Origin of the sequence: Phosphitispora sp. TUW77 (genome assembly GCF_048453025.1) — a bacterium.
In the GTDB taxonomy this organism is placed as follows: domain Bacteria; phylum Bacillota; class Thermincolia; order Thermincolales; family UBA2595; genus Phosphitispora.
This window is the reverse complement of sequence record NZ_CP156677.1, coordinates 551,955-571,168: the sequence shown is the minus strand read 5'-3', so window position 1 is coordinate 571,168 and position 19,214 is coordinate 551,955. Positions and strand designations below refer to the sequence as shown.

The following is a 19,214-nucleotide window of genomic DNA, read 5'->3' as shown; positions in this document are numbered from 1 at the left end:
TCAATGGGCTCGCTGCCCAGAAACATTTGCCCTGCTAAGGTTTTTTACTTTTCCATAAAGCGCGGCGAGAGGGTCAGATGCCCGCCATGTATCAGTATGCCAATCTGCCCTTTTTGACTGGTCCAAAATTTCTTCATATACTTCCAGGGTCTGGCTTGCAATTGAAAACCAGCTGTATTTCTTTCGTGCCTTTTCATAACCATTGACGCTCAGGCGATTAGCCAGAGTCTTATCCCCAAGTATTGCCATAATATTATCTGCCAGCGAATTAGAGGAGCCTACATAGCATTTCATGCCATCCCTGCCATGGTCAATTATTTCACTTAACCCTCCTGTATCACAAACAACTACCGGCGTCTTTGCTGCCATTGCTTCCAAAGCAACTATACCGAAAGGCTCATAAAGACTGGGAAATACCGCAACACTGCTTTGACTAAACCAGCGGTTTCTGGTAGTATCATCAATGTACCCGGTAAAATAGAACCGGTGTCCCAAGCGTTTTTCCCTCACCATAGCTCGCAGGTGTTCTTCATAGGGACCGGTCCCGGCTATAACAAACCTAGCCTCAGGGAAATAAGATAAAATCTTGGGCGCCGCATCTATTAAGACTTGTACTCCTTTTTCGCGAACTAATCTGCCAATATAGAAAATATATTTTTCATCACCCTCATCGTGATAAACAGTATTAGTCTCAAAATCCTCAATAGTTACACCATTTGGAATTATCCTCAGTTTATCTTCAGGAAGCTGAAAAAACCCCTTGAGTTCCCGGTACATGAATGAACTGCACACTATTACTTTCCAGGACTCAAAGCTCAGATACCATTCGACATCACTGATATACCTCTGGTTATCATTGTGCAATCCATTGTTTCGCCCAAATTCCGTTGCATGAATAGTTGCCACCAGAGGCACGCTAAATGAATGCTTCAGCGCCCTCCCGGCAAACGCAGCCAGCCAGTCATGAGCATGGACGATATCAACACCCTTTATAGAGTTGATCAAAGTAACCGCATATTCGAGCATAGAAAAATTAAGGTGCAGTATCCATGTCCTGAAGTCGGGAGCTGAGATGCTGTAAGGGTAGATCCGGTGCACCCGCACACCTTCATTTTCCTCATATGGCTCAACATTATCCGCTCCAATGGTAATTACATGAACCTCCGCCCCATGCTTGGCCAGCGCCTTGGAGAGTTGATGCACATGCTGTGCTAAGCCTCCAACGCTTTTGGGAGGGTATTCCCAAGATAACATCACTATCTTCATGTTTGACCTCCTCCTTATTTCTTCTCCAGCTTATTTTACCTTGGGAATATATGCTTTATTCGTGTTGACCCAAAGAATTAAATAAAGGGACTAACCCGTCAGTCAGTCCCTTTAAAATCACTGTTATACAGCAATATAAGTTTTAATACTGCTTGCCGTCATGAATCTCATAACTCCAATTATGTCCCGAGTTATTATCCCAATTCCCTGCCCCATCCTTAAAACAAAAGTTTAATCTGGTATCATCCGAAGCCTGCACAGTTTGTTCCCAGCCGCGTCCGGTATGAAACATCTTTAGATATTTTGTATCATGCCAGTTGTTATGATACCCAAAACCAAGATGTAAGTAAACATCCTGGGCCCCAGATTTTGAGAGAAGCCCATCATAAATAATATTTACTTGGTCTCTAAAGGTAATAGGAGTCGGATAAACATTGACACCGCCAACGCCGTACATGCCCTCGGGACTACTATGGCTTACTTGATCATAAGCTAAACGGTCCATAAAAATTACCCCCTAATATTTTTCTGTAATTAGTATTACAAATATCAGGGGGTTTTTATTTATGGAAATAATTTCAGTTAAAATTATTCACTGGACAGTTTCACTATTGATTTTACAATCGGATCAACCTTCCGGATGTTATATTGGGAATTAAGTTTAAACCCTCCTGCCAAGAGCCTTTGCATAGCATTTTGAGACTCAGTCCGCACCAAATCTATGTAAGTCTGAGCGCTCATATTACTAACATTTGGTCCTTTTACCATAAGGTTGTTTGCCGCTCCAACAACACCGTTATATAAATTCAATCCCAGGGCTTTGTCTACCTCCTCAATTACCTCAGCGCTGTGGAAAAGCTGAACAAGTGTCTCAGCCTGAGGATAAAAGGCTTTATATATATTATAGGCTTCGTCCTTTTTGCCTGAAAGATAGAGTGCCCAAGCATAAGTTTCTGTTATATCCTTTTCTCTATATGGGGAATTGTACAGTTCGCCAAGAAGCCTGACACCCTGGTTCAGGTCCCCTGAATCAGTAAGCGCCTTTGCTAGCGCCAGTTTCTTAAAAGGGTCTGCAGGGTTAATATCAAAATGGGATTTTGCTGTTCTCACATATTTTTCTTTTTCATCATTGTTTAATCCTTCAAGGTGATATTTGAAATCATAAGCAGCACTCAATACCTCATATAATTTTTCCTTAGTTGCGTTATATCCGTATGCATTTTGACCATATGGGTCATAAACCGTACTATTTACTAAAGCAGACTGTTCATCCTGTATCATTTTATACGCAGCTTCACCTATGACAATGGCCTCATTCCATCTACCGGCCATAATCTCGTCCACAACCTGGTTAATTTCGTTATTTAGATTTTTTTGCAACACTTCATAAGACTTAGTGGCGACGCTTTGAGCTTCGGAATTGTCGTTATATGCTGTTTCTGAAACAGCCTCCGACCTTTCCCGAGAAGGAATTTTGGAACTTAGCTTTGACAGGTTAAATGAACATCCACTGACAACTACTAAAGATGTCATCAATATGAGAGCTAAAACAAAAGGTTTCCTTATCATTTAAAAATACCCTCCCTCAAAATTGTAATCCTCCTGCTAACCCCTTTGGAGCTTTGGCAAATAATTTCCAAAAATAAGGAGACCAGTCTTTTCGGAAAATACCGAAGAAAGACTGGTTTAATAATAACCCGTTAAACTTCGGTAACCCGGCTGTCCTTTAAATATCAAATAATAGGACCCGTGGCTTTGCGTCCCCACCTTTCGAAGGGTTTGCCTTGTCGGTTTTTAAAAATTATTCTATTTATATATCGTAAAATTTTATTATTTACATTAGTGTTTTTAAAACTTTTCTGTGAAAATTACAGATTCTTTATCAGCTCATTACCAAATTCCGAACACTTCACTTCAGTTGCACCTTCCATAAGTCTGGCAAAGTCATAGGTGACAACCTTACTTTCAATTGTCTTTTCCACCGACCTGTAAATAAGTTCGGCAGCTTCCTGCCAACCCAAGTATTCCAACATCAGAACCCCGGAAAGAAGTACGGAACCGGGATTTACTTTGTCAAGCCCGGCATATTTGGGTGCTGTGCCATGAGTTGCTTCAAACACCGCATGGCCTGTCATGTAATTTATATTGGCCCCCGGAGCAATACCGATGCCGCCCACCTGAGCTGCCAGGGCATCGGAAATATAGTCACCGTTAAGATTTAATGTAGCAATGACATCATATTCGGCCGGCCTTGTCAATATCTGCTGCAGGAATGCATCTGCAATGACATCCTTGACAATAATCCTGCCCGCTTTTTGGGCTTCAGCCTGAGCCTTGTCAGCGGCCTCTTTTCCCTGCTCAGCGGTGATCCTATCATGTTGGGCCCAGGTAAATACTTTATCGGCAAAATCATTTTCCGCAACCTCATAACCCCAGTTCTTAAATGCTCCTTCTGTGAATTTCATAATATTACCCTTATGAACCAGGGTCAAGCTCTTACGGTTATGCTTTATAACATATTCCAGAGCCGCCCTCACCAGACGGGTTGTCCCTTCCTTGGAAACAGGTTTAACTCCGATACCCGAGGTTTCCGGAAAACGTATTTTTTTCACTCCCATTTCTTCAATAAGAAAACGAATTACTTTCTTGACTTCTTCACTGCCTTCATGCCATTCAATGCCTGCATAAATATCCTCCGCATTTTCACGGAAGATAACCATATTCACCAGCTCCGGATTTTTCACCGGTGACGGAACTCCATTATAATATCTTACGGGCCTGAGACATACATATAAATCAAGTTCCTGCCTCAAAGCAACATTAAGTGAACGTATGCCGCCCCCAACCGGTGTCGTCAGCGGTCCTTTAATGGCAACCAAATACTCCCTGATTGCTGTCAAAGTATCATTAGGCAGCCATTCACCCGTTTTGCTGAACGCCTTTTCACCTGCAAGAACCTCAAACCAAGCTATTTTCCTTTTGCCATTATATGCCTTATCCACAGCAACATCAATCACCCTTGATGCCGCAGCCCAAATATCAGGCCCTATCCCATCCCCTTCAATAAACGGAATAATGGGATGGTCAGGAACAGTTAAATTACCGTTTTGAAAAGTAATTTTTTCTCCTTCCTTTGGCATGTCATAATTGTTGAATAATGCCACAACCTCTCACCTCTTTATATTTGTCTGTTGTAACTGGTTGGTAACCCTTTAAACATTTTACCCCATATTAAGAATTTTTTCTACTAAAAAAAGCGCGCATATTTTAAGTATGCGCGCCAGCCTCCATCAAGATTATAAAACCATTCAGTTAGCATTATGCCCGGCAGCCAAAAACATCATCATAAATATACATAAGCTCCTTATCAAACAGTGACCTTTTAAGGTCAACCGCAGCAGAACGAACCTTTCGGAGCAGTTCATTGGCTTCTTCTTTGGTAAGTTGGATTCCGTATTCGCCAAACTTAACTATCAAGGCCTTTGTTCCTGAGTGCTTTCCAATGATAATCTGTCTTTCCAGTCCCACTTCCTCAGGTGAGAAAACCTCATAAGTCAACGGGTTTTTTATGGCCCCGTCCGCATGTATCCCTGATTCATGTGCAAACATGTTTGAACCCACTATGGACTTCCAGGCAGGAAGTTCCCGTCCTGAAGCAAGAGAGACATATTCGGCTATCGTCCTGAACATCTCAGTCTTGAAAGCAAGGTCAATTCCCTCTATGTGCTTGAGGGCCATGACAACTTCTTCCAAAGCCGCATTTCCAGCCCGCTCACCCAAGCCCATAACTGTTACTCCGGCATGTGTGGCCCCTGCCCTGATACCGGCCATAGTGTTAGCTGTTGCCATACCAAAGTCATTGTGTGTATGCATTTCTATTTCTATATCGGTATTTTCTATCAAAGTTTTAACCCTATCATATGTTGTAAAAGGATCAAGAATCCCAACTGTATCACAATAGCGCAGCCTATCCGCTCCGGCCTCTCTGGCAGCATCTGCAAAACGAATTAAGAAATCCATATCGGTTCGGGAAGCATCTTCGGCATTAACGGAAATGTACAACCCTTCTTTTTTGGCGAACTCAGCTGCCATGACCATTTTTTCTAAAACCTGCTCCCGGGTTGTCTGAAGCTTATGCTTAATATGTATATCTGATGTAGAAATTGATATTGCAACCGCATCCACACCACAATCTATGCTTTGTTCAATATCTGAAATAACTGCCCTGTTCCACCCCATAATGCTTGCTTTAAGACCAAGCTTTACGATATCACTGATAACCTTTTTTTCATCCCCGCCCATTACCGGTACCCCAGCCTCAATTTGATGTACTCCAATTTCATCCAGGAACCTGGCTATTCTTAATTTCTCCTTGTTTGCAAACACCACTCCGGCGGTTTGTTCTCCATCTCGTAATGTTGTATCAACTATCTTGATATTCTGATATGCCACCTAATTACACCTCTTCCTCAGCTTTTTCAATAGTTAACAGCCATTGATTTATATATTGGTCTTTTTATCGGAAAGCCATTTATTAATATTTTACCACGAAAGAAGCAAATTGAGAAGTTTAAAATGCGTCATATCAGAGTTTTATATCACGTTTAGTTTTATGCATAAAATAATTGGCCCCTTTTGAAAGGGGCCAATATATAATTTTAATTAAAAGGTTATATCCAGTTTATCCATCACATTTTGTATTTTGTTAAATACTGTTACTTTGTCGGAACCAGCAAACAATAATCCAACCGCCTGGCGCTGTTCATTAACCCCAAGCGCTCCGCTGTCTCCTCCCTGTGACATCTCACTGGTAAGAATCTGGTCATGAAATTCAGCTTCTGTGCCGTCTCCCATCTCAACTGATACAGTTGCATTGACAACCTTCACAGTCCCTTTAGTTACTCCCGTTGTCCGGCCGCTTTTTATTATTATCATGCCTGGTTGAGCTTCGGCCATGCCATTTATCTTACCAATTTCCAAGATTTCACTATTAAGCTTTTTCTGGTTTTCCGGTTTGGCTAATGCCGCATCAACCGTATTCCCTGTATTAGATTCACGCAGCAATTTAACTACATATTGGGGTGCCATAAAGCGGCAAAACGCATTTGCCCAGAATTCAGCAGTTGCAGCCTTGGGACAGGAAGAATGGTTCAGCACTTTATCTACAGGCTGAAACCTGTATAACCGGCCAATTATATCTTTTTCTAGCTTCCCCCCGTCATGAGGACCGGGAAGCAGAATCGGGTCACCCAGCTTAGCCCGTTTATCCCTGCCATTGCTTGAATTAGCCAGTACATGATTATTTGATAATATCAGCTGCTCTCCCGTTTTCCGGTCCTTGACTACAGCTCCAAAAGTTCCCGCAGTAATTTTGTAATGACCAATACTCATTCCCGGCTGTGCCGGGCCGCCTCTTTTAGTGCGGTCAACACCCAGAAGCCGGATATCGCCAACCTCGATTACATCTGTGACAATCCCATCAAGGTCTTTAGGTACAATATGCTGAGCCTCAAGCTGATTTTCCGGAAGTTTCCGCCTTACCAAGACTACGATGCCCTGCTTGGGCTCACCTGTTGAGGCGCGAACTGCTTCCTTATATCCGACTCCCACTCCGACTACATTTTTCATTCCAAGTATCTTTTTCCTGTGCTTATTAAGAGCGGAACGAACCTTATCCACACAACTTCCTCCTCTCTAATTCCTAACCTGAAATTCACTACATTATATGCATAACAAGTTTCATGCGGAATTAAGAGAAAGAAAAAAAGAGCATTCATATTGCTCTCAGACTGCTGACAAACCCAATATTTCTTAATCATTAAAATATATCATGAACAGGGGTGGATATATTCCTCCGGCGGGCTACATCTCCGCCGGCAGCCGCTCCCGCTTCGCGGGTCGCGGGCCCGGACGGATGACAGACTCCGCCTTCCGGAACACATCCACCCCTATCTAACATCACTTTTATAGCTCAAAATCACCGTCTTTGTCAGCCTAAAGCATTGTGAATGCATTACTTCATTTTATCCCTGAGCAGTTGATTAACCACACCGGGATTTGCTTGGCCCTTGGTGGCCTTCATCACCTGGCCTACCAGGAATCCAATAGCCTTATCTTTGCCGTTTCTAAAATCCTCTACAGATTGAGGATTACTTGCAATAACCTCATCTACAACAGCCCCAATTGCGCCTTCATCACTGATTTGCTTCAGTCCTTTTGCTTCAACTATTACCGAAGGCTTCTCCCCTTTTTGCTGCATATCCTCAAATACATCTTTGGCAATTTTACCGCTGATTTCGCCTTTGTCAATCAAGTTAACAAGTTCAGCAAGGCTCTCCGGTGTTATGGGAAAATCATTATCTGTTACACTTAATCCAGATGCATTAATAAATTTTAATAATTCACCCATGAGCCAGTTACTCAGGGCCTTAGCATTGGCAGTATGTTTCACGCCTTGGTCAAAGTAATCCGAAAGTTCCTTGGAAGCTGTAATTACTTCAGCATCATACCTAGGAAGACCATAATCACTAATATACCTCTCTTTACGGGCATCCGGGAGTTCCGGAATTGTCTGCCTGATTTCTTCAATCCATTGTTGGGAAATTATTATTGGAACAAGGTCAGGGTCTGGAAAATACCGATAGTCATGAGCTTCTTCCTTACTGCGCATAGAAAAGGTAATTCCTTTAGCCTCGTCCCATGTTCGTGTTTCCTGGATTACCCTGCCCCCGTCCTCAAGCACTTCAATCTGCCGTTCCGCTTCATACTCCAGGGCCTTCTGAAGTGCGCGAAAGGAGTTCATGTTCTTCAGTTCAGTCCTTGTGCCAAACTCTTTTTGCCCTGCAGGCCTGACTGAGATATTGGCATCACACCTCAACGACCCTTCTTCCATCTTGCAGTCAGACACTTCAGTATACTGCAGGATTGCCTTCATCTTCTCCAAATAAAGCCTGGCTTCCTCCGGGGAACGAATATCAGGCTCAGAAACTATCTCTATAAGAGGGACGCCGGTTCTGTTGTAGTCAACCAGTGAATAACGGGATGCAGCCATAGTTTCACCTTCATGGTTCAACTTTCCGGCATCCTCTTCCATATGCACCCTGGTAATTCCAATTCGCTTCTGCTGCCCGTCAACATCAATGTCAAGATACCCGCATTCAGCAATAGGCAAATCATACTGTGAAATCTGATAATTTTTAGGCAGGTCAGGATAATAGTAGTTTTTCCTGTCAAATTTACTGAACTCAGCTATACTGCAATTTAAGGCAAGCCCTGCCTTGATGGCGAATTCGATAACCTTTTTATTAGTAACCGGTAAAACACCCGGCAAACCAAGACAGACAGGACAAACATGTGAATTAGGAGCCCCGCCGAATTCAGTTGAACAGCAGCAGAAAATCTTTGAATTTGTCTTCAGTTCGGAATGAACCTCTAAACCTATAACTATCTCGTACTGTATCGCCATTTATATTTCACCTCATTTAAAGCTTAGGTTTATTTAAATGAAATCCGGTATTTTGCTCAAAGGCATAAGCTGCCTTGAACAGATCCCCTTCACCAAATGGTCTTCCCATCAACTGCAATCCAACAGGAAGCCCGTCCACAAAGCCGCAGGGAAGTGTAATCCCAGGTATACCGGCCAAATTAACTGAAATTGTGAATACATCTGTTAAATACATTTGCATCGGGTCATCCGCCTTTTCACCGAATTTAAATGCCGGTGTGGGGGACGTAGGTGAAATTAGGATATCATATTTTTCAAAGGCCTTGTCAAAATCCTGCTTAATTAGGGTCCTCACTTTTAAGGCCTTAAGGTAATATGCATCATAGTACCCGGAACTGAGAGCATATGTGCCAAGCATAATCCTGCGCTTAACCTCAGTTCCGAACCCTTCGCTTCTTGTCCGCCTATACATCGTGACAATATCTTCAGCCAACTCATCCCGGTAACCATACCTGACCCCATCATACCTGGCCAGGTTTGAGCTGGCTTCAGCCGGAGCGATGATGTAATATACAGGCAGCGCATATTCAGTATGCGGCAGTGATGTCTCCTCACAAACAGCGCCAAGCTCTGTAAACTTATTTATGGCATTGTTTATCAGTTCCTTTATTTTAGGGGCTGTACCCTCAACAAAATATTCTCTGGGAATACCTATTTTAAGGTCTCTCACACTACCTGAAAGAACTGAAGTATAATCAGGAACAGCAAACTCTGCTGAAGTAGAGTCTTTGGGGTCATGTCCTGCAATTGTGCTGAATACCTGAGCACAATCCCGAACATCTTTGGTAAATGGACCAATCTGGTCCAGCGAAGAGGCAAAAGCTATCAACCCATATCTGGAAACAGCACCATATGTAGGCTTAAGTCCTACCACACCACAGAACGAAGCCGGCTGCCTAATAGAACCTCCGGTATCTGAACCAAGAGAATAGATAGTTTCATCTGCCGCTACTGCTGCCGCGCTGCCGCCGCTGGAACCGCCCGGCACCCGCTCCGTATCCCATGGATTACGGGTGATAAAAAACCTTGAGTTCTCAGTAGAAGAACCCATAGCAAATTCATCCATATTAGCCTTGCCAATTATGACCGCACCGGCCCGGTTAAGCTTTTCAACTACAGTAGCGTTATATGGAGGCACAAAATTATGCAGCATTTTCGAAGAACATGTTGTTAACACACCTTCTGTGCACATATTGTCTTTGATTACCACCGGAATTCCTTCCAATGGGCCGATTGCCTCACCTCGACCAATTTTGGCATCAACTTCCCCGGCTTTTTTCATAGCTTTATCCCTAGTCTGGGTAACCAAAGACCTTACTTTTTCTTCAACGTCATCAATCCTCTTAAAAACAGCCTCTGTAATTTCTGCTGAGCTGACCTCTTTTTTCACCAGTTTATCATGAAGTTCATGTGCGGTTAATGCATTGAACTGCAACTTGCATCCCTCCTGCCTACACATCTATATAATCCGAGGTACCTTAAAACTGTCCCCTGCCTTTGCCGGCGCATTTGCCAAAGCCTTTTCATTATCCAGGCCCTCATACAGCTTATCCTCCCTAAAAACATTTTTTATAGGAAGAACATGGGCTGTCGGCGGAATGTTCTCGGTATCAAGTTTATTTAAGGCCTCAAAATATTTCAGAATCTCACTCAACTGGGTTGCATAAATTTCTTTTTCCCCATCTGATAACTCCAACCTTCCCAGTAAAGCTACATGTTCAACTTGTTCCTTAGTAAGCATTAAGTATCACCGTCCTTGTTGGAATAGTATCCGGCAACATAAGGTTTCAGTTACCCTTAAAAGCCTGATATTACAGGGTTCCACGATATTTTATTATATCAGATTAGTGATGTGAATACAAGTTATGGTGAAATTGGTTAAACAAAATAGCAACTCCAAATTTTTCAAAGTGTAACAATTCAGTTGCAGGGAACACTACTCAATGAAAATTATAATGGAGGTGACACAATGATATATTTGAACGCCCACAATGGCGAAGGGGACTACGAGTCCTTCTCACGTATCAAAGCAGATCCCACATCTTCAGACGGCAAAAATGTTAAAATTGTTTATGACGGTTTGCTGTCAAAGTCAGGTGCCGACCAAATATTTATGAGGGCAGGTTTTGGAAGCCGTCGTAATTGGCAGGCAGTTTATGACCATCCCCTTCATAAAACAGACAGGGGTTGGGAATCACCGGTTCTGACCATGACTAACAGCCAGTTGAATTTCTGTTTCAAGGACAGCGCTAGCAACTGGGACAACAACAATGGGGAAAACTGGACTTATGGTCTGTAAAGGGGCTGTCGCATTAACAGCTTTTTAGAAAAACACAAAAGACGGTGACTGGCAGATGCCAGAAGCCGTCTTTTGATGTAAAATAGGATGATTACAGCAAATTGCATACGGCGTACTTAAGACCCTTAACCACTCATTTCTTCGAAATCAGTTTCTGAAATCACTGTTACCCCAAGGGCCAGTGCTTTATCCAGTTTAGAGCCTGCTTCTTTTCCTGCCACTACAAAATCAGTTTTTTTACTGACACTGGAACTTACCTTCCCGCCAAGTGATTCAATTATAGTCTCAGCCTCCTTGCGGGTGTATTTTTCCATGGTACCGGTCAGTACAAACGTCTTCCCGTCAAAGGGCCGCTCCCCGGTCTGCTGGGTTTCCTGAGTAAGCTTAACACCGGCTGCTTTTAATCTATCAAGCAGCTTGAGATTGACCGGTTCCCGGAAATATGCCACAATACTCTCAGCCATCTTAGGCCCGATTTCGGGAACTGCAGTCAGCTCATCCAATCCGGCAGCCTGAAGCCGGGCCATGGAACCAAATTGTGCAGCCAGTATCTTTCCCGTTCTTGCCCCGATATGTCGTATCCCTAAGGCAAAAATTAATTGAGACAAATCCTTTTGCTTACTTTTTTCAATGGCATTGAGGAGGTTTTCCACAGATTTTCTGCCCATACGCTCCAATTCAAGCAGGTCCTCTGCTTTCAGGTAATACAGGTCCGCAGCATCCCTGATAAGTCCTGCGCTCAGCAGTTGGTCAATAACTGCCGGGCCCAGTCCTTCAATATCCATGGCATCCCTGGATACAAAATGAATCAGGCCTTCCCGCTCCCTGCCCGGACAAGTTTCATTAGGGCAGCGAACAGCAACCTCACCCTCTACCCGCTGAACACCGGTCCTGCATACAGGGCATTCCCCAGGCATATGAAACTCCGTTTCCTTACCCGTCCTTTTGTCCCTAACTACCCTCACCACTTCAGGGATAACGTCCCCAGCCTTGTGGATGACCACATGGTCACCTATCCTGATATCTTTTTCACGGACAATGTCAATATTGTGCAGGGTGGCACTGCTTACAGTGGACCCGGCAACCCGCACAGGTTCCAGTAATGCCGTTGGAGTAAGCACTCCCGTCCTGCCTACTCTGACAAAGATATTTTTAACAACGGTTTCCACTTCCTCTGCAGGAAACTTGTATGCAACTGCCCACCTGGGGCTCTTGCTGGTAGCCCCCAGTTCAGTCTGCAGTGACAAGTCGTTTACCTTAACAACCATGCCATCAATTTCATATGGGAGGTCATGCCTTTTTTCAGCCCATTCCCTGCAGTAATCAATAACTTGTTCAATATCATTAAAAGCTCGCACATTTGGGTTTATCTTGAAGCCCAGCTCCTGCAGCTCCTCAAGACTCTGACGGTGACCTGTTACATTTATCCCTGAAACACTGCCAATACCATAAAGGAAGGCATCCAGCGCCCGGGATGCGGCAACCCGTGGGTCAAGCTGCCGCAGTGACCCGGCTGCGGCATTGCGTGGATTGGCAAAAGTGGGCAGCCCCGCCTCTTCCCGCTCCCTGTTGATACGGGCAAACTCCTTTTTGGGCAAATATGCCTCTCCCCTGACTTCCAGCAGCTCCAGGGGACGCCTCAGCCTCAGGGGGATGCTGTTGATAGTCTTCAAATTTCGAGATATATCTTCTCCCGTTTCCCCGTCCCCCCTAGTAGCCCCCCGGACAAGAAACCCGTTTTCATAAAGAAGAGAAACTGCAAGCCCATCTATTTTCAGTTCAACAACATACTCAACCGTGCCGCCTGCCAAACCGCCCCTGACCCTGCGGTCAAAATCCCTTAAGTCCTGCTCACCAAAAGCATTGCTTAGACTCAGCATCGGAACCAGGTGGCTGACTGTTTCGAACCCTGCTGCAGGAGCGCCCCCTACCCGGCTGCTAGGTGAATCCGGCAGCACCAAGTCAGGATAAACTTCTTCAATCTTAATAAGCTCCTGCATCAAGCCATCATATTCAGTATCAGAAATTTTCGGATTATCCAAAACATAGTAATTATAGTTATGTTCATTAAGCAGTTCGGTCAGTTCTGTAATTCTCCGAGCCGCTGTATCCCTATTCAATCGTTCCACACTCCTTAAGGCTATATCTTCCTAAGCGGGGCATACTTGGTAATCAGTGTCTTAATTCCCATTCCCGGAAAAGCCACACTTATCTCTGCATTCTCATTTTCCCCTTTTACACTGACAACTACTCCCTGTCCCCACTTGGCATGTTCAACCTTGTCTCCCAAGCTGTAAGCCCCAGGAGCACCACGCTTCGTTCCAGTTTCTACATGGGCAGTGCTGCTTTCCTGACGAAATCCGTTCCGCACAACGCCGTCTTCCCCAGCTTCCCCGTTATCTGCAATCTCCGTTAATTCCTCCGGGATCTCACCAATAAAGCGGGAAGGAGGATTATGCATATAATTCCCATAAAGCATGCGCTGGCCAGCATTGACCAGGTGAATTTCCTCCCGGGCCCTGGTAATGCCAACATAACAAAGACGGCGTTCCTCCTCAAGCTCTGCTTGCTCAGCAATTGACCGGGAATGAGGAAAAATCCCCTCTTCCATACCCAGCATGAAAACAACAGGGAACTCCAGACCCTTGGCACTATGCAGTGTCATCAAAACAACAACATCAGTTTCCTCATTCATACTGTCAATATCCGATACCAGGGATACCTCTGCCAGGAATTCCTCCAGAGAACCTTCCTCACCGGCCGAATCATACTCAGCAGTGACAGAAAGGAATTCCTTGATATTTTCTATCCGGGTTTCTGCCTCAATCGTTTTCTCGCCCTGAAGTTCCTTCAAATAACCCGATTTGTCCAAAATCTCTTTAGTCTGGTCAGTAACCGAAATCCTGTCTTTTTTATTCCTCAGTTCTTCAATCAAACTATAAAAAGCCTGCAGTGTTTTAACAGCCCGTGCCTGCAATTTTGGTATCATTTCAACGTGTCTGATGGCATCATAAGGGCTGATGTCATTTTCAGCAGCATATGCAAAAACCCTGGCAATGCTGGTATCCCCTATCCCGCGCCGGGGGACATTGATAATCCTCATTAAGCTGACAGAATCGGCAGGGTTAGAGACCAGCTTCAGATAAGCCAAAATATCCTTAATTTCCTTGCGGTCATAAAACTTCAGCCCACCAACAATAGTATAAGGTATGTTATGGCGCATCAGAATTTCCTCAACAACCCGGGACTGGGCATTAGTCCTGTATAATACTGAAAAATCACGATAAGGCCGGTTTTGCCGGTCATGACCCTCTATTATCTTATCAGCGACATAATATGCCTCCTGATGTTCATCCCCGGCTGTAAAGAGACAAACCGGTGCTCCTTCCTGATTCTCGGTCCACAGTCGTTTCTCCTTACGTCCAATGTTATTCCTGATAACCTCATTAGCAGCTTCCAGAATATTTTTTGTGGAGCGATAATTCTGCTCCAGACGTACTACTCTGGTCTCTGAATAGTCACGTTCAAAATCAAGAATGTTTTTTATGTCGGCACCCCTGAAACGGTATACCGACTGGTCATCATCACCCACAACACAGATGTTCCGGTATTTTTCAGCCAAAAGCCCGACCAGCCTATACTGCGCATGGTTTGTATCCTGGTATTCATCTATTAGAATGTACTTAAACCTTTCCTGATAAGTTTCAAGAATCTCGGGATATTTCTGAAACAGGATAACGGTCTTCATTATGAGGTCATCAAAATCCAAAGCATTATTTTTATAGAGTTTTTTTTGATAAAGACTATATACACTGGACACTATCTGCTGGTAATAGTCATCAGCTTTTTTCTCATACTCCTCAGGCCCCATCAAGCTGTTCTTGGCCTGGCTGATACCGGCGGTAATTGCCCGGGGCGGAAAACGCTTATCATCAATATTGAGTTCCTTAATACACTGCTTAATCAAGGTCTGCTGATCTGAACTGTCATAAATAACAAAACCGGTGTCATAACCCAAGGCACTGATTTCCTTCCTAAGGATACGGACACATGTTGAATGAAAAGTGCAAATCCACATATAATCAGCCTGGCTCCCCAGAAGTGCTTCTACACGGTCTTTCATTTCCTGAGCCGCTTTATTAGTAAAAGTTATGGCCAGTATATTGTAAGGGGCTACCCCTTTGTCCCTAATCAAATGGGCAATCCGATGTGTCAGAACCCTTGTCTTCCCGCTTCCGGCACCGGCCAAGATAAGCAGCGGCCCAGAACAGCATTCTACAGCTTCGGTCTGAGATGGGTTGAGTTTATGTGTCAGCTGCATTTAATGTTCCTCCCTTTACCTGAGCAGGTAAGAAATATTCATTGTATCAAGAAATTCTCTCAAAGTCTTCCGTTCCATATAATTTTTCAGATGTACCAAGCCTTCATCTTCCATTGCAAAAATAACACAGCATTGCCCGTCTTTCAGGGTAACCAAAACATGCCGGGAAGATTTGCCTGACATATCCACAATAGCATTAGGAAATAACCCTAACACAACATTTGCCGTCATTTTTAACTGATTTGCCGAAAAAACAGGTTCAACACTGATTAAGAAACTGAGGTTCACCGAAGCAAGCCCCTTTTCCTTAAATATACTGTTCCATTCCCTAATAGCCCTGACAGTAATTTTTCTGGCTTCATAAACGGTATAAAGCTCTTGTTCAGGATAATGAGACATTATTCGCTGCGCCAGCTTCAGGGATTCGGGATTATTCTTTGCAAAAAATTCCTTATGTTCTTCCAATACCTTGGGATGATTGCGCAAAATATTGTTCAAAATTAATATGCGCTCAACGTTTTTTACAAATTCTCCACTGTCAGCCCCAAAAGTTTCTTCAATATGAGCATAAAAATCTCGTTCATCAACAATCAGGCCCCTTCTTTTCTGCTCCGCCAATATCCAGTTATGTTCCAGGTATCCCTGAAGTTCAAGACCAATTACGCCTGCAATATCATACTGAATAACCTTGATAAACTTGGGAACATGTTTATTTACACATATATGCAGCAACTCATGTGACAGGGTATAATCATCGTTGACTGCATCAGGTTTTATGTAGATGGAATAGTCACCATTATCTTCGAGTAAGACTTGGGTAACGCTGTGCGGCGGCAGGTCATCATTTAGACACAAGTTTATTTTAGCCGGGTGAATCACACTACGGGCTTCTTCCAAAATATCAAGGATAAATTGGGATAGCTCTCTTTCATCCAGTGATATTGCATTATCAACTGATTTCATTATTAAATACTCCTCCTTGTCCATTTATAGTCAAGTATTAATATATCAGACTTTTCACCATCTGTCATATTTGTATGTGTAAATCAAATATAATTTTGTATTTCGGGATACATGATAATATAATTGAAGTATATAATTGAAGTATAGGAGGGCCATTAAAAAATGAATATAATTCAAAAACTACTGCTGGCAACTTTTTTGCCTTTAACTGTACTTTTTCTAGTATTAGATAATTTATCCCCAGAAGCCGCTTATGTGAATTATATTAAATTCCTTTCAATAATCTCACTTTGTTTGACAGCATTGCTGATTAATAAAAAATACCCGGAACAAAAGCTGCTGGCTGCGGCAATGTTTTTTGTAATGATAGGGGACTTCTTTTTAGTTTTCTGCAGCACATATTTTGATTCCGGAAAATTTATGCCATTTGGAATTTTGGGTTTCACGGCCGCTTATTTATTTGTAATAGCTGCAGTTCAAAAAAACTTTAAAATAAGCAGTTTTGAAGCTGCAGCCGCACTGCCTGTGCTAGCAATAACTGTCCCGGCGGTCATAATTCTTTTTCCCTTTATAAACGGGATTATGAGATATGGACTTATAATATTTATCGCAATTCTTTGTTATTGCTCATGGATCTGTATCGGCACCGTTTTCAGGGGTTATTTTACTACTAAAAATTCACGTCTTATAGCATTGGCCGGTTTCCTGATGCTAATATGCGATCTAGGGGTTGGCATGGCTACATTTCATCCATATTTCAGCTCATCATTCGTTCCCTGGTTAAAAAATATTATTTGGGGAGCATATGTGCCTGCCTGGACCATTATTGTAGTTACCATTGCTGAAAAGAATTTGATTAATTCCTCAAAAATAAACTCCTGACCAGCTTCACCTTAAAAAGTATGAATTTTACGTGCTGCTGAAATATTTCTCTCTGTTATTCAGGAAGTCCCTATAAATCTGATAGTAATCAGTATCCTCATACCTGGCTTGTCTAATTGGAATATCATCAAAACTGTATACAGTCGAACCAGGCAAAGCCATAAGGATTGGTGAATGGGTAGCGATTAAAAATTGAGCATGTCCTGATTTGCTCATCTCATCAATTACTTTAAGCAATTCCAATTGCCGTTTTGGTGACAGAGCGGTTTCAGGCTCATCCAAAAAGTACAGGCCCTTAATCTTATAGCGGCTTTTAAAGTAAGCCATATTACACTGTCCGTGTGATTTGGTTGTTAAATGTTCACCACCGTAATATTTCAGTATTCCCGGGTCTGTTATGGCTGTTCTGTCAACAACCTGGGCAAAATATTGAAATCGTTCTGAAGCAAAAAATGATCCAGAAACCGGTTCACCTGCCCAGTGAACTTGAATATACCTATAAAGCTGTTCAGAGTACTTATCAGATGTGTGCTCCGGCTCCTTCCAAATATAAATGCCGCACTTCTTCGCTATAGCGTGCAGCAATGTTGATTTCCCAGTTCCGTTTTCCCCTATAAAAAATGTTACAGGTGTATTAAACTCAATTTCTTTCGTGGAATGAAATATCTGCAGGTTAAATGGATAGTGATGTTCAGTAGGGTATCTGTCCGGATAAAGGGTAACTCCAGTGAGATGCACATCAATTCCCTCGCAATCAATAACATAATTATTACTAATTCAGACTGTTGTAAATCTTTATGGCTTTAGTCATAAATTCAATCATTTTTGAATCCCAACTATTAAAAAACGCTGAAGTTAGTTTATCTATATCTAAATACAAATCTCTAAGCTTTTTCTCTAATTCTTCATTTTCCTGGACAAATTTGTCCATATTCACTTTCCAGTGCTTTGCCAATTCCTGAGCGTCCGATGAAGCAGGGTCTAAGTTTAAAGAAGCTCTTATTTTCTCCGAAAACTTTTTATTTTCTTCATATCGTTTTTTAAGTTCTTCTTCTGTTAAGCTTCTATACAGCTTTCTACCTATTTGTAAAAGCTCATCCCTGGTAAAATACTTTTGTAACCAATCAATCTCTTTTTCGCTTGTAGTCAGCTTTATAATGTTAATTAATAGCTTTACGTCTATATTGCCTTTTGCCTGCAACTGCTTCTCAGCCTTTTCAAGAGAATCTATAAGCATTTCAAATTTACGTTTCTTTTTATTTAGCGCTTCTTTTTGAATTTGAATTAATTTTGGCAGATTATCTCCTCTTTCGTCTAATAGAACCCTAATTTACTCCAATGACAGACCCATATAACTTAAAGTAAGAATCTGCTGCACCTTTAAAAAATCTTCATCACAATACAACATATATCCGCTATCTTCTTTAATTGGCTTTAAAAGCCCAATCATATCGAAGTGCAGAAGAGTCTTAACCGTTAGACCTGTTTTTTGAGCAAATTCATTGATTCTCAAGACAGTGCCTCCTTTCAAACCCATGAGCTTGAATCGTATATTCCTTCCATAATTTATTAATCCAAAACGCTTGTTAAAACCTGTTACTCATGCTAGTAATACCCTCTTGCATTATATCAAATAAATGTTAGCTTTTCATTATATTTTACCTATTCTCTATATATTTTGCTTATTCTCACATTCCAAGCCAAGGCCCAATACTATGTTTAATTGTCAATTGTGCTTTTATTTATCCAATTTTCGCACTAATTCCTTTAAACTTTTTTCAATAGAATTGACCTTTGTTAGGAGCCAAACAGGTATAGCTATAAGTCCCAATAAAATAAATAAATTAATGAGCTGCCATATTAATTTAGGTGTTTCAAATCCTACCTCTTGAAGATTCATATGAATTCTCCTTCCAATTTTTTTAAAGCCACGGTATTGGTGCTATCAACTCACCAAAGCACAGCTAATCGTTAGGTGA

Annotated in this window: 19 protein-coding genes and 1 riboswitch; of the genes, 2 read left to right on the top strand and 17 right to left on the bottom strand. The window is 42.4% G+C overall.

Annotation, left to right across the window (positions count from 1 at the left end):
- The 10 genes from ABFY19_RS02730 to gatC form a co-directional block, all read right to left on the bottom strand.
- A complete protein-coding gene (locus ABFY19_RS02730; protein WP_418791734.1) occupies nt 1–1,266 on the bottom strand; it encodes a glycosyltransferase family 4 protein in 1,266 nt (421 codons plus the stop codon).
- Nucleotides 1,267–1,408: 142 nt separating this feature from the next.
- Nucleotides 1,409–1,771, bottom strand: coding sequence for a carbohydrate-binding protein (locus ABFY19_RS02725; protein WP_418791733.1), 363 nt, complete (start codon nt 1,769–1,771; stop codon nt 1,409–1,411).
- An 83-nt stretch (nt 1,772–1,854) separates the two neighbouring features.
- The gene (locus ABFY19_RS02720) at nt 1,855–2,835 is read right to left on the bottom strand and encodes a hypothetical protein (protein WP_418791732.1); all 981 of its coding nucleotides are present in this window, start codon (nt 2,833–2,835) and stop codon (nt 1,855–1,857) included.
- Between the two features lie 137 nt (nt 2,836–2,972).
- Nucleotides 2,973–3,060, bottom strand: a riboswitch (cyclic di-GMP riboswitch).
- 74 nt (nt 3,061–3,134) lie between these two features.
- Nucleotides 3,135–4,406 carry an NADP-dependent isocitrate dehydrogenase gene (gene icd, locus ABFY19_RS02715; protein ID WP_418792520.1) on the bottom strand — a complete coding sequence of 424 codons (1,272 nt, stop codon included), beginning with the start codon at nt 4,404–4,406 and terminating at the stop codon, nt 3,135–3,137.
- A gap of 178 nt (nt 4,407–4,584) precedes the next feature.
- Nucleotides 4,585–5,718 carry a homocitrate synthase gene (nifV, locus tag ABFY19_RS02710; protein WP_418791731.1) on the bottom strand — a complete coding sequence of 378 codons (1,134 nt, stop codon included), beginning with the start codon at nt 5,716–5,718 and terminating at the stop codon, nt 4,585–4,587.
- 210 nt (nt 5,719–5,928) lie between these two features.
- Nucleotides 5,929–6,945: a hypothetical protein gene (locus tag ABFY19_RS02705; RefSeq protein WP_418791730.1), complete on the bottom strand. Its 1,017-nt coding sequence runs from the start codon at nt 6,943–6,945 to the stop codon at nt 5,929–5,931.
- Between the two features lie 139 nt (nt 6,946–7,084).
- Entirely contained in the window at nt 7,085–7,225 is a 141-nt protein-coding gene (locus ABFY19_RS02700; protein WP_418791729.1) for a hypothetical protein, read from the bottom strand.
- Nucleotides 7,226–7,279: 54 nt separating this feature from the next.
- Nucleotides 7,280–8,731, bottom strand: coding sequence for an Asp-tRNA(Asn)/Glu-tRNA(Gln) amidotransferase subunit GatB (gatB, locus tag ABFY19_RS02695; RefSeq protein WP_418791728.1), 1,452 nt, complete (start codon nt 8,729–8,731; stop codon nt 7,280–7,282).
- Between the two features lie 16 nt (nt 8,732–8,747).
- Entirely contained in the window at nt 8,748–10,205 is a 1,458-nt protein-coding gene (gatA, locus tag ABFY19_RS02690) for an Asp-tRNA(Asn)/Glu-tRNA(Gln) amidotransferase subunit GatA (RefSeq protein WP_418791727.1), read from the bottom strand.
- A 24-nt stretch (nt 10,206–10,229) separates the two neighbouring features.
- The gene (gene gatC, locus ABFY19_RS02685; protein WP_418791726.1) at nt 10,230–10,511 is read right to left on the bottom strand and encodes an Asp-tRNA(Asn)/Glu-tRNA(Gln) amidotransferase subunit GatC; all 282 of its coding nucleotides are present in this window, start codon (nt 10,509–10,511) and stop codon (nt 10,230–10,232) included.
- 228 nt (nt 10,512–10,739) lie between these two features.
- On the opposite strand from gatC, the gene ABFY19_RS02680 reads away from it, so the two are divergent.
- Nucleotides 10,740–11,069, top strand: coding sequence for a carbohydrate-binding protein (locus ABFY19_RS02680; RefSeq protein ID WP_418791725.1), 330 nt, complete (start codon nt 10,740–10,742; stop codon nt 11,067–11,069).
- A gap of 125 nt (nt 11,070–11,194) precedes the next feature.
- On the opposite strand, the gene ligA is transcribed toward ABFY19_RS02680, so the two are convergent.
- From ligA to ABFY19_RS02665, 3 genes are read right to left on the bottom strand one after another with little or no spacing between them, the layout of a single operon-like run.
- Nucleotides 11,195–13,189: an NAD-dependent DNA ligase LigA gene (gene ligA / locus ABFY19_RS02675; protein WP_418791724.1), complete on the bottom strand. Its 1,995-nt coding sequence runs from the start codon at nt 13,187–13,189 to the stop codon at nt 11,195–11,197.
- 20 nt (nt 13,190–13,209) lie between these two features.
- Nucleotides 13,210–15,390: a DNA helicase PcrA gene (pcrA, locus tag ABFY19_RS02670; RefSeq protein ID WP_418791723.1), complete on the bottom strand. Its 2,181-nt coding sequence runs from the start codon at nt 15,388–15,390 to the stop codon at nt 13,210–13,212.
- A gap of 15 nt (nt 15,391–15,405) precedes the next feature.
- Entirely contained in the window at nt 15,406–16,353 is a 948-nt protein-coding gene (locus ABFY19_RS02665; RefSeq protein ID WP_418791722.1) for a hypothetical protein, read from the bottom strand.
- A 162-nt stretch (nt 16,354–16,515) separates the two neighbouring features.
- On the opposite strand from ABFY19_RS02665, the gene ABFY19_RS02660 reads away from it, so the two are divergent.
- Nucleotides 16,516–17,235, top strand: a complete 720-nt coding sequence (locus ABFY19_RS02660; protein ID WP_418791721.1) for a lysoplasmalogenase family protein — start codon at nt 16,516–16,518, stop codon at nt 17,233–17,235.
- A gap of 27 nt (nt 17,236–17,262) precedes the next feature.
- Here the strand turns inward: ABFY19_RS02660 and ABFY19_RS02655 are convergent, their stop codons facing one another.
- The 4 genes from ABFY19_RS02655 to ABFY19_RS02640 all read right to left on the bottom strand — a co-directional run bounded on the left by ABFY19_RS02655 (nt 17,263) and on the right by ABFY19_RS02640 (nt 19,135).
- Nucleotides 17,263–17,973, bottom strand: coding sequence for an AAA family ATPase (locus ABFY19_RS02655; RefSeq protein ID WP_418791720.1), 711 nt, complete (start codon nt 17,971–17,973; stop codon nt 17,263–17,265).
- A gap of 34 nt (nt 17,974–18,007) precedes the next feature.
- On the bottom strand, nt 18,008–18,472 hold the full coding sequence (locus ABFY19_RS02650; RefSeq protein WP_418791719.1) for a TipAS antibiotic-recognition domain-containing protein: 465 nt from the start codon (nt 18,470–18,472) through the stop codon (nt 18,008–18,010).
- A gap of 93 nt (nt 18,473–18,565) precedes the next feature.
- Complete coding sequence (locus ABFY19_RS02645) at nt 18,566–18,748, bottom strand: MerR family transcriptional regulator (RefSeq protein ID WP_418791718.1); 183 nt, start codon at nt 18,746–18,748, stop codon at nt 18,566–18,568.
- Between the two features lie 225 nt (nt 18,749–18,973).
- Nucleotides 18,974–19,135 carry a hypothetical protein gene (locus tag ABFY19_RS02640; RefSeq protein WP_418791717.1) on the bottom strand — a complete coding sequence of 54 codons (162 nt, stop codon included), beginning with the start codon at nt 19,133–19,135 and terminating at the stop codon, nt 18,974–18,976.
- Nucleotides 19,136–19,214 lie beyond the last annotated feature (79 nt).

What these genes read in the sequence shown, in the direction of transcription:
- icd (WP_418792520.1), bottom strand. Translation starts at nt 4,406, where the DNA reads ATGCCAAAGGAAGGAGAAAAAATTACTTTTCAAAACGGTAATTTAACT.
- ABFY19_RS02700 (WP_418791729.1), bottom strand. Translation starts at nt 7,225, where the DNA reads ATGTTAGATAGGGGTGGATGTGTTCCGGAAGGCGGAGTCTGTCATCCG.
- ABFY19_RS02730 (WP_418791734.1), bottom strand. Translation starts at nt 1,266, where the DNA reads ATGAAGATAGTGATGTTATCTTGGGAATACCCTCCCAAAAGCGTTGGA.
- gatC (WP_418791726.1), bottom strand. Translation starts at nt 10,511, where the DNA reads ATGCTTACTAAGGAACAAGTTGAACATGTAGCTTTACTGGGAAGGTTG.
- ABFY19_RS02725 (WP_418791733.1), bottom strand. Translation starts at nt 1,771, where the DNA reads ATGGACCGTTTAGCTTATGATCAAGTAAGCCATAGTAGTCCCGAGGGC.
- ABFY19_RS02640 (WP_418791717.1), bottom strand. Translation starts at nt 19,135, where the DNA reads ATGAATCTTCAAGAGGTAGGATTTGAAACACCTAAATTAATATGGCAG.
- ABFY19_RS02650 (WP_418791719.1), bottom strand. Translation starts at nt 18,472, where the DNA reads ATGCTTATAGATTCTCTTGAAAAGGCTGAGAAGCAGTTGCAGGCAAAA.
- ABFY19_RS02660 (WP_418791721.1), top strand. Translation starts at nt 16,516, where the DNA reads ATGAATATAATTCAAAAACTACTGCTGGCAACTTTTTTGCCTTTAACT.
- ABFY19_RS02720 (WP_418791732.1), bottom strand. Translation starts at nt 2,835, where the DNA reads ATGATAAGGAAACCTTTTGTTTTAGCTCTCATATTGATGACATCTTTA.
- gatB (WP_418791728.1), bottom strand. Translation starts at nt 8,731, where the DNA reads ATGGCGATACAGTACGAGATAGTTATAGGTTTAGAGGTTCATTCCGAA.
- pcrA (WP_418791723.1), bottom strand. Translation starts at nt 15,390, where the DNA reads ATGCAGCTGACACATAAACTCAACCCATCTCAGACCGAAGCTGTAGAA.
- ABFY19_RS02665 (WP_418791722.1), bottom strand. Translation starts at nt 16,353, where the DNA reads ATGAAATCAGTTGATAATGCAATATCACTGGATGAAAGAGAGCTATCC.
- ABFY19_RS02680 (WP_418791725.1), top strand. Translation starts at nt 10,740, where the DNA reads ATGATATATTTGAACGCCCACAATGGCGAAGGGGACTACGAGTCCTTC.